Source organism: Streptomyces alanosinicus (genome assembly GCF_014650595.1).
GTDB lineage: Bacteria > Actinomycetota > Actinomycetes > Streptomycetales > Streptomycetaceae > Streptomyces > Streptomyces alanosinicus.
In genome coordinates this window covers 1-16729 of the sequence record NZ_BMVG01000056.1, presented here as the reverse complement: position 1 = coordinate 16729, position 16729 = coordinate 1, and the positions used below count along the sequence as shown (strand labels likewise).

At 72.8% G+C, this 16729-nt stretch carries 7 protein-coding genes; 4 read left to right on the top strand and 3 right to left on the bottom strand.

The window, feature by feature from the left end; genetic code table 11:
* The first annotated feature begins 103 nt into the window (after window positions 1-103).
* Both IE277_RS42885 and IE277_RS42880 read left to right on the top strand, forming a co-directional pair.
* Window positions 104-1312, top strand: coding sequence for a cytochrome P450 (locus tag IE277_RS42885; protein ID WP_189959137.1), 1209 nt, complete (start codon window positions 104-106; stop codon window positions 1310-1312).
* 42 nt (window positions 1313-1354) lie between these two features.
* A complete protein-coding gene (locus IE277_RS42880) occupies window positions 1355-2569 on the top strand; it encodes a cytochrome P450 (protein WP_189959136.1) in 1215 nt (404 codons plus the stop codon).
* A 514-nt stretch (window positions 2570-3083) separates the two neighbouring features.
* Here the strand turns inward: IE277_RS42880 and IE277_RS42875 are convergent.
* Window positions 3084-4667, bottom strand: coding sequence for a glycosyltransferase family 39 protein (locus tag IE277_RS42875; RefSeq protein WP_189959135.1), 1584 nt, complete (start codon window positions 4665-4667; stop codon window positions 3084-3086).
* 395 nt (window positions 4668-5062) lie between these two features.
* On the opposite strand from IE277_RS42875, the gene IE277_RS49075 reads away from it, so the two are divergent.
* Window positions 5063-5980 (top strand): ABC transporter ATP-binding protein, encoded by a 918-nt coding sequence (locus tag IE277_RS49075; RefSeq protein WP_189959134.1) that lies wholly within the window; start codon window positions 5063-5065, stop codon window positions 5978-5980.
* Window positions 5977-7152 (top strand): ABC transporter permease, encoded by a 1176-nt coding sequence (locus IE277_RS42865; RefSeq protein WP_229882451.1) that lies wholly within the window; start codon window positions 5977-5979, stop codon window positions 7150-7152. The genes IE277_RS49075 and IE277_RS42865 overlap by 4 nt, the downstream gene beginning before the upstream one ends.
* 99 nt (window positions 7153-7251) lie before the next feature.
* Here the strand turns inward: IE277_RS42865 and IE277_RS42860 are convergent, their stop codons facing one another.
* Together IE277_RS42860 and IE277_RS42855 are read right to left on the bottom strand one after the other, a co-directional pair.
* Window positions 7252-8271, bottom strand: a complete 1020-nt coding sequence (locus tag IE277_RS42860; RefSeq protein WP_229882450.1) for a Gfo/Idh/MocA family protein — start codon at window positions 8269-8271, stop codon at window positions 7252-7254.
* Between the two features lie 102 nt (window positions 8272-8373).
* On the bottom strand, window positions 8374-16729 hold an 8356-nt coding region (locus IE277_RS42855), incomplete at its 5' end, for a type I polyketide synthase (RefSeq protein WP_189959133.1).

Here is a 16729-nt window from a genome sequence, read left to right as displayed (position 1 = left end):
AGATTCGCGCGGGTTTTCTGGCCTTCCCTTCCGCGAGCGTGCTGCGCTGGGGCCGCTCCCGGCCCGCCTCCACGGCGGCCTGCCCTACGAGAGGGGTTTCCCGATGACTGCGGTGCCCGCTGCTGTCGGCTCTGAGGTGTCCGCGCCGCCCGAGGTGGGTCTCGACGGCGGCGCCACGCTGCTGGCCTGGCTGCGACGGATGCGTGACGAGCAGCCGGTGTGGCGCGATCCGGCGGGCCGCTACCACGTGTTCCGCCACGAGGACGTCCAGCGGATCACCGCCGACCCGGCGGGGTTCTCCTCGGACACGGTGAGCCGGTTGTCGGGCGGGGAACGGCAACCGCCGGGCGGCACGCTGCTGTTGCTGGACCCGCCCCGGCACGGCAAGCTGCGGCGGCTGGTGAGCAAGGTCTTCACCGCGAAGATGATCAACGAGCTGACCCCGCGGATCACCGAGGTGGCCACCGACCTGCTCGATGGCCTCGACGGCAGCGACCGATTCGACCTGGTCGAGGCGTTCGCCAATCCGCTGCCGGTCATCGTGATCTCGTCCATGCTCGGTGTGCCGCCCTCCGACCGCCCGCTGTTCCAGGTGTGGGCCGACAGCCTGCTGACCGTGGACTGGGAGACCCCTGAGGGCGCCGAGGTCCTGGGCAGGACCGTGCAGGAGCTGGACGCCTATCTGCGGCAGCACGTTGCCGAGCGGCGGGCGCGCGAGCACGACGACCTGATGAGCCTGCTGGTGCGGGCCGAAGTCGACGGGGAGAGCCTGAACGACGACGACGTGGTGAGCTTCGCCGCGCTGCTGCTGCTCGCCGGCCATGTGACCACCGCCGTACTACTGGGCAACATGCTGCTGACGCTGGACCAGGAGGAGGGTCTGCTCGGCGAGTTGCGTGCGGACCGCGAGAAGATCACGGCGTTCACCGAAGAGGTGCTGCGCTGCCGGCCGCCGTTCCTGAAGATCGAACGGGTGCCCACGGCCCCCGTGGAGATCGCCGGGGAGAAGGTGCCGGAGAACACCATGGTGTACCTCTGGCTGTTGTCCGCCAACCGCGACGAGCGGGTCTTCCCCGAGCCGGACCGCTTCCTGCCGGGCCGGCCCAACGCCAAGCAGCTCGCCTTCGGGCACGGCATCCACTACTGCCTGGGCGCCCCGCTGGCCCGTATGGAGGGGCAGATCGCGCTCAATCTGATGCTCGACCGCTTCGCCGACATCCGGGTCGACCGCGACAGCCCGCTGTCCTACTTCGACAACCGCGTCAATGTCTTCGGTCTTCGGCAGCTGCCGCTCACCGTCCGGCGAGCCTGAGTGGCGCGCCCGGGCGGACGAAACCCACCCGACGGAGGATTCATGGCCTACGAGCCGAAACCACCAGTGATACCGACCAACCGCACCTGCCCCTTCGATCCCGACCCGGAGTACCGCCGGCTGCGCGAGGAAGATCCGATCAGCCCGGTTGCGTTCGACATCGCGCCGGGCCGCGACGACGGCTGGCTGGTCACCCGGCACGAGGATGTGCGGGCCATCATGACCGACCCGCGGTTCAGCCACCGCGCGGAGCTGCTGGCACTGGTGGCATCGCCGCCGTTCGAGGTGGAGAAATACGAACCGCAGCCGTCGGGCCCGGGTTCCTTCGTACGGATGGACGCGCCGGACCACACGCGCTACCGGCGGCTGCTGACGGGCTTCTTCACGGTCCGCAAGATCCAGGAGTACGAGCCGACACTGGCCGGGATCATCGACGACGTACTGGAGGAGATGGCCGGCCTGGAGCCGCCCGTGGACCTGTTGCCGGCGTTCGTCCAGAAGGTCGTGTACCGGTCGGTGCACTCGGTGATGGGCGTGCCGGAGGAGGACATCGCCGAACTGGACAAGCACTTCTCGGCGATCATGCGGATCGACTACACGCTCGAGGAGTTCATCGAGCACAACACGGCGCTCGACCAGACGCTGGCGCGGGTCGTCAAGGACCTGTTCGCCGAGCCCAACGACAAGCTGCTCGGCAAGCTGGTGAAGACCGGTGAGCTGACCGAGGAGGAGCTGTCGAACATCGCCTGGATCACCATCGGCGGTGCCCTGGACACCACCCCGAACATGCTGGGTCTCGGCACGTTCGCGCTGCTGGAACATCCGGAGCAGTTGGAGAAGATCCGCAGGCAGCCGGAACTGATGGAGCGGGCGGTGGAGGAGCTGCTGCGCTATCTGACGATCTCCCACATGGGCGCGAGCCGGGTGGCGTTGGAGGACGTGGAGATCGGCGGCAGGACCATCGAGGCCGGCCAGACCGTGGTGCTGTCGTTGCCGGCCGCGAACCGGGATCCGGAGCAGTTCGAGGACCCGGAGGTGTTCGACGTCACCCGTCCCTCCCGGCGGCACATGGCGTTCGGTTTCGGCATTCACCAGTGCCTGGGTCAGCATCTGGCCAGGGCGACCCTGCGCATCGGTTTCCAGAAGCTGTTCGACCGCTTCCCGGACCTCCGACTGGCGGCCGATCCGCAGGACATCCCGCTGCGTGACAAGGCGATGCACTATGGCGTGTACGCCCTGCCCGTGACCTGGGGCTGATCGCACCGGCCCGCGGGGCGACGGCACGCCGTTCGCGGACCCGTCGCCCTCGGGCCGGCCGCGCACGTGCCCGTCGCCCTCGGGCCGGTCGCGCGCGGACCCGTCGCTTCGAGCCCACCGCACACGTACCAAGTCGCCCTCGGGCCGGTCGCATCCGTACCCGTTGCTTCAAGCCGGTCACGCCCGTACACGTGTCCCCCAGACCGGTCGCGTCCGTACCCGTCGCCCCCGGGCCGGCCACACCCGTACCTGTCGCTTCGAGCCCACGCGTACTCGTTGCCCCCGGACCGGCCGCGCGCGGACCGGTTGCTTCGGCCCACCGCACGCGTGCCCGTCGCCCCCGGGCCGGCCGCACGCAGACCCGTTGGTTCAAGCCGATCGCCCCGCGTCCCCGCCACCCTGGGCCGATCGCGCCGCGTCCCCGTCACTCGATCGCACGCGCGCACAGGCTGCGGGCGCCGTCCCTGTCAGGGGTGGTGCCCGCAGCCTGCTTCCTTGACGCGGGGTGCCCGGCCTACTCCTTGGCCGAGTCGGCGCTCAGGTGTGACAAACGGGGCCACGTGGCGTGCCAGGGTCGGCGCAGGCCCTCGCAGATCCAGATGGGGGCGCCCCAGCTGAGGTTGTGCACCTTCTCCGCGTTGGTCACCGTGCCGCGCCGGTGGACACTGGTGAAGAACTGCCGCAGATAGCGGGCGTCGGCGCCGACGAAGACGACGGTCGCCTGGTCGTGGGCCGGGCGGCGCAGGTACCAGTAGCCGCGGTGGCCGCTGTAGGGCCTCGGCAGGCCGAGTGCCGGGCCGAACCGGTCGAGCGCGCCCGCCTGGTCGTAACGGTCGGTGATGAGCAGCGCCCGGCTGCGCCGGTCGGCGGGCAGTTCGCGGTAGACACGGGCCACCGATGTGGCGAGGTCGGGCCAGCCCACGCTCTCTCTCGCCAGCCGGTCCGAGGAGGGCTCGGTCAGCCGGTGGACTGGGTAGATCGGCAGGACCTGGACCGCCAACGCCGCCGACGCCAGATACGCCACGACCGTCGACCAGGCGCGCGGGCGGGTGGAGCGCAGCCGCTGAAGTCCCGTGGCGCCCGCGCCCCACAGGACGGCGAAGAGCCCGGAGACGTAGTAGGGCCGTCCCTGGACGACGAGGTAGCAGGCGCACAGTCCGGCGAAGGTCAGTCCCAGGAACCGGTAGGGGCGGGCCTCTCGGGCGACGAGCAGCCGCCACAGCCCGTAACAGAGGAGTACGGCGCCCACCAGCCCGGCGGCGGAGAGCACCGTGGGCAGGAACATGGCCCGCCCGCCCTCCTCGTCGGCGACCTCCTGCGCGATGACCTTGGTCATGGCCAGTTGGGGCCAGCCGTTGCGGGCCTGCCACAGCAGACCCGGGACCGCGGTGAGCAGGGCTCCCGCCGCCGACGCCCACAGCAGGGGACGGCGCAGCAGGTCCCTGGGGCCCACCAGGAGCAGGGCCACGAGGAGCACGGCCCAGAAGCCGACGCTGAGGTACTTGACCTGCAGGGAGACCGCGGCCGTCAGGCCGAGGAGGGGCAGCAGCCGGTCGCGTCGGGTGCGCGCCCAGCGCACCAGCAGCCAGGCGCTCACCGTCGTGAGGAAGATGTCCAGGGTGGCGGTGATGAGCAGGTGGCCCATCTGCACCATGACCGGCGAGACGGCGTACGCGCCGGCGGTGGCCACCTGGGCGGCTCTTCTGCCGCCCAGCTCACGGGCCGTCAGGGCGGCGGTCAGCACGCCGAGTGCGGTGACGACGGCGGCCGGTGCGCGCAGCCAGACCAGCGAGCCGTGGGAGACGGCGTCGAGGGCGTAGGCCAGCAGAGGCAGCAGCGGCGGCTGGTCGGCGTATCCCCAGGCGGGATGGCGGCCCGCGGCGAGAAAGTACAGCTCGTCGCTGAAGTAGCCGAAGCGACCGGCGGTGAGCAGCAGCAGGGCGGCGGTGGCGCAGGCGATCGATGCCACCGGCAGCAGGGCCAGGGGCGGGGGTGGGTCCGCCCCTGGGGCGGTGGAGGTGTGGAGGTGGGGGCCGGTTCCCGGTCGGTCGTGTCCGCCGTCGCGGCGCACGGACTCGTCCCGGGCTGTGGGGGGCATCGTGACGTCCTCGATCCTGTGGGTCCGCGCCCGAAGGACAGACGCGGATCGGTGAGGGTGAACGTACGGTCGGCGACCGTACTGGACCGGCTCCTTCCCTATTTCGCGGACCGGAGTACGGGCGATTCCCTAGTCTTCGGCGCCATTGTTGGCCGTCGCCCGGGCGCCTGTGCTGGGCTGGGGTTCCTTACCGCACCGCCGCAGAGCGCCCCAGGCGCCCGTCACTGTTCGGCCGTTGCCGGCTGTCGGCGGTCGGACGCGAGGCCTGGCCGACTCCCCTGGCCGGGACCTCGATCCCCCAACCGATCACGGAGAGACGGCAGTCGAGTGATGGACCTTCAGTTCATGTGCGGCGGGGCCGGGACGCGGCCCCGCACGGTCAGGGCGGGCACGTCATGACGGCGGCGATCGTCGCGGACGGCGTCCGCAAGCGGTACGGGGACATCCAGGCCGTCGACGGGGTCTCGCTGCACATCGAGGCGGGCGAGTTCTACGGCATCCTGGGTCCCAACGGCGCGGGCAAGACGACCACTCTGGAGATTCTGGAGGGCGTCCGGGAGCCCGACGAGGGCCGGATCGAGCTGTTCGGCAAGAGCCCCTGGCCGCGCAACCACGAGCTGCTGACCAGGATCGGCGTGCAGTTCCAGGCGTCGTCGTTCTTCGACAAGCTGACCACGCGGGAGACGATCCGTCTGTTCGCGTCCTTCCACCGGCTCGGCGCCCGGCAGGCCGACGCGATGCTGGCGCGCGTCGGCCTCACCGACTTCGGCAGCGTGCCGGCCGACAAGCTCTCCGGCGGGCAGGCACAGCGGCTGTCCATCGCCTGCGGCCTGGTGCACGATCCGGAGATCGTCTTCCTGGACGAGCCCACCGCCGGTCTGGACCCGCAGGCCCGCCGGAATCTGTGGGACCTGCTGCGGGACGTCAACCAGGAAGGCCGCACCGTGGTCCTCACCACCCACTACCTGGACGAGGCGGAGATCCTCTGCGACCGGGTGTCGGTCATGGAGCACGGCAAGGTGCTCAAGACCGGCGCTCCGGCGGCCCTGATCCGCGAGCTGGACGACATGGTGCGGGTCAGCGTGGAGTCCGGGCTGGTCGCACCGGACGTGCTGCGGGGCCTGCTGGAGTCCGCGGGGGTGGACAACACCATCGTGGAGGACGACGAGGTCTCGCTGACGGTGGCCACCCACACGCCGGGGCCGGTCCTCTCGATCCTGGCCGACCAGGGGGCCCTGCGCGGCCTGGAGGTACGCGGAGCGACTCTGGAGGACGTCTTCCTCCAGCTGACCGGACGGGAGTACCGCGCGTGAGCATCGAGGACACCACCGCGCCCACCACACGAACCGGCCCGTCCGACCGGAAGGAGCCCGCGGGGAAGGGCGGTCCGGGCGGCCGGCGCACAGCCGGGGACGAGCGGCTCAGCCCGATCCGTGAACTGTCCCGGGCGATGATCCTCAGCGTGGTGCGCGACAAGGGCACGATCTTCTTCCTGCTGATCTTCCCGATCCTGTTCCTGCTGTTGTTCGGCTCTCTCTTCAAGAGCGACGGCACTTCGCACATCAAGGTGGCGCAGGTCGGCGAGGTGCAGGTGCTGGACTCGCTCACCAAGGACCAGCGGGAGCAGCTGACCAAGGCGGCCACCATCACCAAGGTGAGCAGCGAGTCGACCGCGCTGGAGAAGGTGCGCAAGGGCGACTACGACGCGCTGGTCGAACAGGAGGGCGGCACCGTGGTGCTGCGCTACAGCGCCGCCGACGGTGTCAAGGGCGCCTCCGCCCGTGCCGCGCTCAACGCGATGCTGGAGCAGGCGAACCTGGCCGCGACCGGCAAGCCCGCCACCTACACGCTGAAGGCCAGTCAGGTCGAGGACCGGTCGGTCAAGCCCATCCAGTACCTGACTCCGGGTCTGATGGGCTGGGCCATCGCCTCCAGCGCGGTGTTCAGCACCGCTCTGACGCTGGTGACGCTGCGGCGCAAGAAGATCCTCCAGCGGATGCGGTTGTCGCCGATCCGGGCCTGGGAGGTGGTGGCCGCCCGTATCGCGATGAGCATGGTCATCGCGCTCACGCAGACGGCGCTGTTCCTGCTGGTGGCGACGTTGCCGTACTTCGGCCTGACGCTCACGGGCGCCTGGTGGCTGGTGGTTCCGCTGGTGATGTGCGGCACGCTGTCGCTGATGTCGCTCGGCCTGCTCATCGGCTCGGTCACCAAGACGGAGGAATCCGCCGGCGGTCTCGCCCAGCTGCTGGTGCTTCCGATGTCCTTCCTGTCCGGGTCGTTCTTCTCGCTGGACAGCGCCCCGGACTGGGTCCAGTGGGTCTCGTATCTGATGCCGTTGCGCTACCTCGTGACGGGCAGCGAGGCCGTGCTCAGCCGAGGCGGCGGCCTGATGGAGGCGCTGCCGACGATGGGCGGCATGCTCGCCTTCACCGCCGTGGTGACCGCGCTGACGCTGCGCTTCTTCAAGTGGAACGACACCTGAGCCACCGGCCGCTGACACAAAGCGCCGGGGCCCTCTGCCATTCGACATGGCAGAGGGCCCCGGCCGTTTTCCCTCAGGTTCGAAAGCCCGCACGCACCGCTACCGAGACGACCGCGAGTACGTGACCGAGTCCCGGACTGCCGCGTCCCGGCCTGCCGCCTCCCGCACCGCGTCGACCAGCTCCGCCTGTCGCAGGATGTCCTCCCCCGGCCTCTTGAGGTCGCCGCCGTCCAGGGCCGTGCGGGCGAACAGGGAGACGAGTGAGGCGAACTGGTGCCCGGCGGGCAGTGTCCGTTCCTCCAGGTGGTCCTGGCGCTGGAGACGCAGCACGGGCCGAAGGTTCGGCGGGGCGGTGAATGCCCGATCGAGGCCGATGGTGCCCTCACTGCCCCAGATGGTGCACGCACAGCGGTAGGACCGGTCGAAGCCGAACGTCAACTGCGCGGTCCGCCCGGTCGGATCGCTCACCAGCGCCGCCCCCGCCACATCGACCCCCGCGCCGGGATCGGTACGCAGCACTGCCCCCTGCACGGTCACCTGCGGCCCCAGATACAAAGAGGCGGCGCGCAGGGTGTACACGCCGGCGTCGAGCAGGGCGCCGCCGCCCAGCGCCGGGTCGTGACGGATGTCCCCCGGGGGCAGTGGCGGAAAGCCGAACTCCGCAGTGAGGTGCCGCACTTCGCCGATCGCGCCCTCGTCGATGAGGGCGCGTACGGCGTCGTGCTGGCCGTGGTGGAGGAACGCGAAGTTCTCCATCAGCAGCAGGCCGGCGACGCGGGCCGCGGCGACCAGCTCGGCCGCCTCGGCCCGGTCGACGGCGAGCGGCTTCTCGGCCAGGACGTGCTTGCCCTCCGCCAGCGCCCGCGCGACCCACTCGGCGTGCAGGGCGGGCGGCAGCGGCACGTACACGGCGTCGATGTCGTCCCGTGCGAGCAGGGCGGCATAGCCGGTGACCGCCTCGCAGCCGAACCGCCGGGCGACAGCTTCGGCCTTGTCCCGGCTGCGGCTGGCCACCGCGACCAGCCGCACCGACGGGTCGGCGACCAGCGCCGGGATGGTGGTGCGCTGGGCTATGGCGGCACAGCCGACCACACCGACGTTCAACATCCGGTCTGCCACGGTCTCGCTCTCTTTCCGGCTCTTGAGAAGGGCGCACGAAGGGCGCGCGAAGGGCGCGCGAACGATGCACGAAGGACGCGCGAAGCATGCGCCGACGTGCTGTCACTCCGACCCGAACTGCTGGTCGATGAAGTCGAAGAGGTCGTCGTCGCTGGCCGTGTCGATCTGCTCCTCCACCGCCGCCGCCGTGGCGCCGTCATGGTCACCGCGGCCGTCGTCGGCGGACATGCGTCCGGCCCCGGTGGGTGCGGCCACCTCCAGCGTGGACAGCAGCCCGCGCAGCCGGTCGGCCAGCGCGGAGCGGACCGTCTCGTCCCCGGCGATGCCTTCCAACCCGCGCTCCAGCCGGTCGAGTTCGGCCAGCATCGGCTGTACGGCCGCCGCTGCCCCCGGTGCGGTCTCGGCCCGCAGATGGCGGGCCAGCCCGAGGGGCGTCGGGTAGTCGAACAGCAGGGTGGCCGGCAGCCTGAGTCCGGTGGCGGTGCCCAGGCGGTTGCGCAGTTCGACGGCGGTCAGTGAGTCGAAGCCCAGCTCCAGGAAGCCCCGTTCGGGGTCGACGGCGTCGGAGTCGGCGTAGCCGAGTACGGCCGCCGCCTGGTCGCGGACGAGGTCCACCAGGACCGTGAGCCGTGCCTCGGCGTCCAGCTCCGCGAGCCGGCGGCGCAGCCGCTCGGCGGGCGCGGTGCCCTCGGCCGTGGCGCCGGCCGTACGACGGCCGGGGGCGGGCTTGACGAGGGACCGCAGCAGGGCCGAGACCTCCCCGTCGGGCGTCCGCAGCGCGGCGGTGTCGAAGCGGGCCGGGACCAGCACGGCCCGGTCGGCGGCGACGGCGGCGTCGAACAGGTCGAGGGCCTGCTCGGACGGCATCGGGACGACTCCGCCGCGCGCCATCCGCAGCAGGTCGGCCTCATCCAGCTTGCCGGTCATCGCCGACCGCTGCTCCCACAGACCCCACGCCAGCGACTGGGCGGGCAGGCCCTCGGCCCGCCGCCGCTGGGCGAACGCGTCGAGGAAGGCATTGGCCGCCGCGTAGTTGCCCTGCCCCGAGCCGCCGAAGACGCCGGCCAGCGAGGAGTACAGCACGAAGGCGCGCAGCTCGCCGTCCCGGGTCAGTTCGTGCAGGTGCAGGGCGGTGTCGACCTTGGCGGTGAGCACGGTGTCGAGACGTTCCTGGGTCAGCGAGCCGATGACGCCGTCGTCGAGGACGCCCGCGGTGTGCACCACGGCGGTCAGCGGGTGCTCGGCGGGGACCGTGGCGAGCAGTGCTGCCAGCGCCTTGCGGTCGGAGGTGTCGCAGGCAACCAGTTCCGCGCGGGCGCCGAGTGTGGTCAGGTCGTCGACGAGTTCCCGGGCACCGGGCGCGTCCGGGCCGCGGCGGCTGACAAGCAGCAGGTGCCGGGCACCGTGCCGGGCCACGAGGTGCCGGGCGATCAGGCCACCGAGCGCGCCGGTGGCACCGGTGACGAGAACGGTGCCGTCCCGGTCGAGCAGCATACCGGTGTCGCCGTCCGCGGCGGCCTGCGTCAGCCGCATGCGGACGAGGCGCGCCACCCGCAACTCTCCCTTGCGCACAGCGACTTGTGGCTCATCCTGACCGGCCGCCGCGGGCAGCGCCCGGTACGACTCCTGGGCGCCGTCCCAGTCGAGGAGCACGAACCGCCCCGGGTTCTCGGTCTGTGCCGTGCGCACCAGGCCCCGGACGGCCGCGGCCACCGGGTCGGGAGCGCGGTCGCCGTCGTGCACAGTCACGGCATGCCGGGTGACCAGCACCAGCCGGGTGGCGTTGAAGGTGTCGTCGGCGAGCCAGTCCTGCAACAGCCGCAGCACCTGCCCGGTCGCGCGGCGCACGGCCGCAGCCAGGTCGACCGCCGTCGGCTCCCCGGCGTCGTCACCGGGGCCGGGTACGGCGGCCAGCACCGTGCCTGGCAGCGGTATGTCCCCCGCAGCGACGGCGCGGGCGAGGCCGTCCAGCCCCGGGTGGTGGGCGCCGGAGAGCCCGGCAGCCGTCAGGGCGTTCGCGAGGGCGGGGTCGGCATCGCCATCCAGGACGGCCCATCCCGCAGAGGCGGGCCGGGCGGGCGTGGCGGCCGGGGTCACCCACTCCAGTTCGTGCAGATGACGGACGGCGGCGCGGGCGTCCGCGAACTGTCCGGCGGGCAGCGGGCGCAGGGTCAGCCCGGTCACCGTGGCGACGGGGGTCCCCTCCGGATCGGTGACCCTGAGCGCGACCGTGTCGGGTCCGGCGGGGGCGAGACGCACCCGCAGCGCGTCGGCCCCGGGGGCGTGCAGCCGTACGCCGGTCCAGCTGAACGGCATCACCGCGGTACCGGCGACGGCCGTCAGCCCGACGGTCTGCAGGGCGGCGTCCAGCAGGGCCGGGTGCAGACCGTAGCGGGCGTCGTCGGCGGCGGCCCCGTCGGGCAGCGCGACCTCCGCGTACACGTCCTCGCCGAGCTTCCAGGCGGCGGTCAGCCCCTGGAAGACGGGCCCGTAGGCGAAGCCGCCCTCGGCGAACCGCTCGTAGAGTCCGTCCACGGCGACCGGCTCGGCGCCCTGCGGCGGCCACACGTCGAACGGGGCGCCGTCGGCCGGGGCCGGCGTGCGGGTGAGCTGCCCGACGGCGTGGCGGGTCCAGGGCTCGTCGTCGGCCGCGTCGTCCGGGCGGGAGTGCACGGTCACGCCGCGCGCTCCCTGCTCGCCGGGTTCGCCGACGGTGACCTGGAGGTGGACGGCACCCTGGTCGGGCAGGACGAGCGGCGCCTCCAGGGTGAGTTCGTCGACGGCGGTGCAGCCGACCCGGTCGGCGGCCAGCAGGGCCAGTTCCAGGAAGGCGGTGCCGGGCAGGATCGCCGTGCCGGACACCGCGTGGTCGGCGAGCCAGGGGTGGCTGCTGAGCGACAGCCGTCCGGTGAGCAGGTAGCCGTCGCCGCCCGCGAGTGCCGTGCCGGCGGCGAGCAGCGGATGCTCCCCGGCGGCGAGCCCGGCCGCGGCGAGGTCCGGCGCGCCCGGGTCGGCGTCGAGCCAGTAGCGGGCGCGCTGGAAGGCGTACGTCGGCAGCTCGGCCCGGCGCACCGGGCGGCCGGCGAAGTACCCGGCCCAGTCGGGGCTCACGCCGTGGACGTGCAGCGTGGCGAGGGCGGTGGTGACCGCGGTCTCCTCGGGCCGGTCACGGCGCAGCAGCGGGGTGACGACGGCGGCCTGCGGGTCGGCGAGGCAGTCGCGCGTCATGGCGGCGAGCACACCGTCCGGGCCGAGTTCGAGGTACGTGGTCACGCCCTGCCGCTCCAGCGTGGCGACGGCGTCGGCGTAGCGGACCGTTCCGCGCACATGGCGCACCCAGTAGTCGGCGTCCTCCAGCTGTCCGGAGTCGGCGAGTTCGCCGGTGAGGTCGCAGACGACGGGCACGGTCGGGGCGGCGTACGTCAGCTCGCGGGTGACGGCCGCGAAGCGGGCCTGCATCGGCTCCATCCGCGGCGAGTGGAAGGCGTGCGACACCGTCAGCCGCTTGGTGCGCAGCCCGGCCTCCCGCCAGGCCTCGGCCAGTTCCGCCACGGCCTCCTCGTCGCCGGAGACGACCACGGACGCCGGTCCGTTGACGGCGGCGACGGACACCCGGTCCTCGTAGGTGCGCAGCGCCTCGGTGATCTGGGCCTCGCCGGCCTGTACGGCCAGCATGGCGCCGCCGTCCGGCAGCTGCTGCATCAGCCGGCCACGAGCGGCGACCAGCCGGCAGGCGTCGGTGAGGTCGAGCACCCCGGCCACATGGGCGGCGGCCAGCTCGCCGATGGAGTGCCCGACGACGACGTCCGGGCGCAGCCCCCAGTGCTCCAGCAGCCGGAACTGGGCCACTTCCAGGGCGAACAGCCCGGCCTGCGTGTAGGCGGTGCGGTCCAGCAGTCCGGCGTCCGGAGTGCCGGCCGGGGCGAACAGCACGTCCTTCAGCGGCCGTTCGAGTTCGCGGTCCAGTTCGGCGCAGACGGCGTCGAGGGCGTCGGCGAACACCGGGTACGCGGCGTACAGGTCACGGCCCATGCCCGGTCGCTGGCTGCCCTGGCCGCTGAAGAGGAACGCGGTGCGTCCGCTGCGGCGCCGCACCCCGCGCACCAGCCCGGGAGCCTCCCGGTCTTCGGCCAACGCCCTTACGGCGGCGAGGAGTTCGACCCGGCCCTGACCGACGACGGCGGCCCGGTGTTCGAACGCGGTGCGTCCGAGGGCGAGTGAGTGGGCGACGTCGACGGGCATGCCGCCGCCCTGGCGCTCCGGGTCCTCCAGATGGGCCAGCAGCCGGGCGGCCTGGGCCCGCAGGGCATCGGCGCTCCGACCGGAGAGCACCCAGGGGACCGCGTCGCCGGAGGCGACAGGGACGGGCGCCCCCTCCGGCGACGCGGCGTTCTCGGCGGACGACGACGTCGGTTGCAGGGTCTCGGCAGGCGACGTCGGTTCCAGGGTCTCGGCGGGCGGCTGTTCCAGGATCACGTGGGCGTTGGTGCCGCTGATGCCGAACGCCGACACCCCGGCCCGGCGCGGACGACCGTCCGTCTCCGGCCACTCGACGGCCTCCGCCAGGAGCGACACCGCGCCCTCGGTCCAGTCGATCTGTGTCGACGGCCGGTCGGCGTGCAGGGTGCGCGGCAGCATCCCGTGCCGCATCGCCAGCACCATCTTGATCACACCGCCGACACCGGCGGCGGCCTGCGCGTGCCCGATGTTGGACTTCAGGGCGCCGAGCAGCAGCGGCCGGCCCTCCGGCCGGTCCTGCCCGTACGTCGCCATCAGCGCCTGCGCCTCGATGGGGTCGCCCAGCTTGGTACCGGTGCCGTGCGCCTCGACGGCGTCCACATCGGCCGGGGAGAGTCCGGCGGCGGCCAGGGCCTGCCGGATGACGCGCTGCTGCGCGGGTCCGCTCGGCGCGGTGAGGCCGTTGCTGGCGCCGTCCTGGTTGACCGCGGAACCGGCGAGCACCGCGAGGACGGGGTGACCGGCTCGGCGGGCGTCGGACAGCCGCTCGAGGAGTACCACGCCGACGCCTTCGGCCCAGCCGGCGCCGTCGGCGTCGTCGGAGAACGCCTTGCAGCGGCCGTCCGCCGACAGCGCCCGCTGCCTGCTGAACTCGATGAAGGTGTCCAGGGAGGAGATCACCGTGACGCCGCCCGCCAGCGCCATGGTGCACTCGCCGGTGCGCAGCGCCTGGGCGGCCATGTGCAGCGCCACCAGGGACGAGGAGCAGGCGGTGTCGACGGTGACGGCCGGACCCTCCAGGCCGAAGGTGTACGAGATCCGTCCGGAGGCCACGCTGCCGGCGCTGCCGGTGGCCAGGTACCCCTCGAAGTCCTTCGGGGCGTGCTGCACCCGGGAGCCGTAGTCGTGGTAGTTGGAGCCGACGAACACCCCGGTGCGGCTGCCGCGCAGCACGGCCGGGTCCAGGCCGGCCCGCTCGATCGCCTCCCACGACGTCTCCAGCAGCAACCGCTGCTGCGGGTCGACGGCCAGCGCCTCGCGCGGGCTCATGCCGAAGAACTCCGGGTCGAAGTGGTGCGCGTCGTACAGGAATCCGCCGCCGCGGGCGTAGAAGGTGCCCGGACGGTCCGGGTCGGGGTCGTAGGCGCCCTTGAGGTCCCAGCCTCGGTCGTCAGGGAAGACCGACACCGCGTCGCCGCCCTGTGCGAGCAGCCGCCACAGCTCGTCCGGGCCGTCCACCCCGCCCGGGTAGCGGCAGGCCATCGACACGATCACCACCGGGTCGTCGTCCACGGCGACCGCCCGCGGCGAGGCCGACGGCACCGGGTCGGCGGCCGGGACGGCCGTGCCGAACAGGTCCCCGTGCAGCTTGGCCGCGAGAGCGGTCGCGGTGGGGTGGTCGAAGACCAGGGTGACCGGTAGCCGCAGCCCGGTGGTCTCGGCGATGGTGTTGCGCAGGGCCACCGCGGTGAGCGAGTCGAAGCCGAGGTCGCGGAACGCCCGCTCCTCGTCGATCTCCTCGGCACCGGAGTACCCGAGCGCCCCGGCAGCCAACCTCCTTACCAGAGTGAGGAGTTCACGTCGCTGCTCGTCGTACGGCAGGGCCGCGAGCCGTGCCGTGAGCGCGTTGCCGTCTCCGTGGCCGTAGCCGCCGTCCGTCGCGGGCGCGGTGCGCGCCGCCAGGGCCGCCCGCACCTCCGGCAGGTCGGCGAGCACCTGGGCGGCCCCGTCGGAGTGGGCGAACGCATACGTCTCCCACCGTACGTCGGCCACGGCCAGCACCGGCTCCTCGCCGGACACGGCCTGCTGAAGTGCCGTCAGGGCCGGCTCCGGGTCCATGGCGGGCATACCGGAACGGGCCAGCCGTTCGCCCGTCTCCCCGGAGGCGAGGCCACCGCCACCCCACGCGCCCCAGGCGACCGACGTGGCGGGCAGCCCGTCGGCGTGCCGCTGCCGGGCGAGCGCGTCGAGGAAGGCGTTGGCCGCGGCGTAGCTGCCCTGGCCCGGCCCGCCGAGCGTGCCGGCGAGCGAGGAGAACAGCACGAACGCGGACAGCTCCAGGTCCCGGGTCAGTTCGTGCAGGTGCAGCGCGGCGGCCGCCTTGGGCTGCAGCACGGTCTCGGCGCGCTCGGGGGTGAGGGCGTCCAGTACGCCGTCGTCCAGCACCCCGGCCGCATGCACGACCGCGGTGAGCGGCTGATCCTCCGGTACGGCGGCCAACAGCGCGACGAGCTGGTCGCGGTCGGCGACATCGCAGGCGGCAAGCGTGACGCGGGCGCCCAGCCCGGTCAGCTCCGCCTCCAGTCCGGCCGCGCCGGGTGCGTCCGGGCCACGGCGTCCGGCCAGCAGCAGATGGGCGGCGCCGTTGCGGGCCAGCCAGCGGGCGACATGGGCACCCACGCCCCCGGTGCCGCCGGTCACCAGCACCGTGCCGCTCGGCCTCCAGTCGGCGGGCGCGGCTTCCGGCAGCGAGGCCCGCACCAGCCGCCGCACGAACAGCCCGGAGCCTCGTACCGCCACCTGGTCCTCTTCGACGGCTCCGGACAGCGCGGCCACCAGCCGGGCGACGGCACGGTCGTCCAGCTCCTGCGGCAGATCCACCAGCCCGCCGAAGCGCTGCGGGTACTCCAGCGCGGCGATCCGGCCGAGCCCCCAGACCTGTGCCTGGACGGGTGCGGCCAGCCGGTCGGCACGACCGGTGGACACGGCTCCCCGGGTGGCGATCCACAACGGGGCGTCCACCCCGGCGTCACCGAGCGCCTGCACCAGGGCGGTGCTGAGGGCGAGCCCGTTGTCGAGCGGGCTGCCGGGCACGTACGGCGACTCGTCCAGCGCCAGCAGGGACAGGACACCGGCCGGCGGGCGGGGACCGTCATCGCCGTTCACGGCGGTGCCGAGCAGAGCGGCGAGCCGGAACCGGTCGGCGCCGGGGGCCACCTCGACGGTGGTCACCTGAGCGCCGTGGGCGGCCAGACCGGTGGTGAGGGAGGTGGTGAGGTCGGTGTCGGCGTGCTCCTGCGGGACGACGAGCAGCCAGCAACCGGTGACGGTCACGGCGGCACGGGCGCCTGGGCCGACCGGCTTCCAGACCACCTTGTACCGCCAGCCGTCCACCGCCGACCGGTCCACCTGGCCCTTGTGCCAGCTCGACAGCGCGGGGAGGACCTCCGCCAGCCGGTTGCTGTCCGGCAGCCGGAGCGTGTCGGCGAGGGCTTGCAGGTCCTCGCGTTCGACCGCGTCCCAGAAGCGGGCGTCCACCTTCTGACCCGAGGTCAGGGCCGGGGCGGGAGCGGTCTTCTCCAGCCAGTAGCGACGGTGCTGGAAGGCATAGGTGGGAAGCGCGACCGTACGGGCGCCCTGGCCGGCAAGGACGGCGGTCCAGTCGACCGGGACCCCGCGCACCCACGCCTCGGCCAGCGAGGTCAGGAAACGGTGGCCGCCGCCTTCGTTGCGGCGCAGACTGCCCACCACGATTGCGTCCGGGGCGGCCTCCTGGACCGCCATGCCCAGCACCGGATGGGAACTGACCTCCACGAACGCCCCATACCCCTGGTCGACCAGACCCTGGACCGCATCCGCGAAACGCACCCGCTGACGCAGATTGCGATACCAGTAGCCGCCGTCCAGCCGAGCCGTGTCGATGATGCCGGCCTCGGTGGTGGAGAAGAACGGCACCTCACCCGAACGGGGAGAGACAGGGGCGAGCACGTCCGCCAGCTCGGCCTCGATGTCCTCCACATGCCAGGTGTGAGAGGCGTAGTCCACCGGGATACGACGCGCCCGGATGTCGTTCCTCTCGCAATGCGCCATCAGCTCATCCAGAGCATCCGCATCCCCCGCCACCACGACCGAGCCGGGACCGTTCACCGCCGCGACATCGATCCGCCCCGCCCAACCGGTCAGCAACTCCTCAACATCCACGAGGGGCTGAGCCAGCGAGACCATGCCACCACGGCCCGCGATCGCCCGGATCGCCCTCGACCGCAGCGCCACCACCCGC

What these genes read in the sequence shown, in the direction of transcription:
- IE277_RS42885 (WP_189959137.1), top strand. Translation starts at nt 104, where the DNA reads ATGACTGCGGTGCCCGCTGCTGTCGGCTCTGAGGTGTCCGCGCCGCCC.
- IE277_RS42875 (WP_189959135.1), bottom strand. Translation starts at nt 4,667, where the DNA reads ATGCCCCCCACAGCCCGGGACGAGTCCGTGCGCCGCGACGGCGGACAC.
- IE277_RS42880 (WP_189959136.1), top strand. Translation starts at nt 1,355, where the DNA reads ATGGCCTACGAGCCGAAACCACCAGTGATACCGACCAACCGCACCTGC.
- IE277_RS49075 (WP_189959134.1), top strand. Translation starts at nt 5,063, where the DNA reads ATGACGGCGGCGATCGTCGCGGACGGCGTCCGCAAGCGGTACGGGGAC.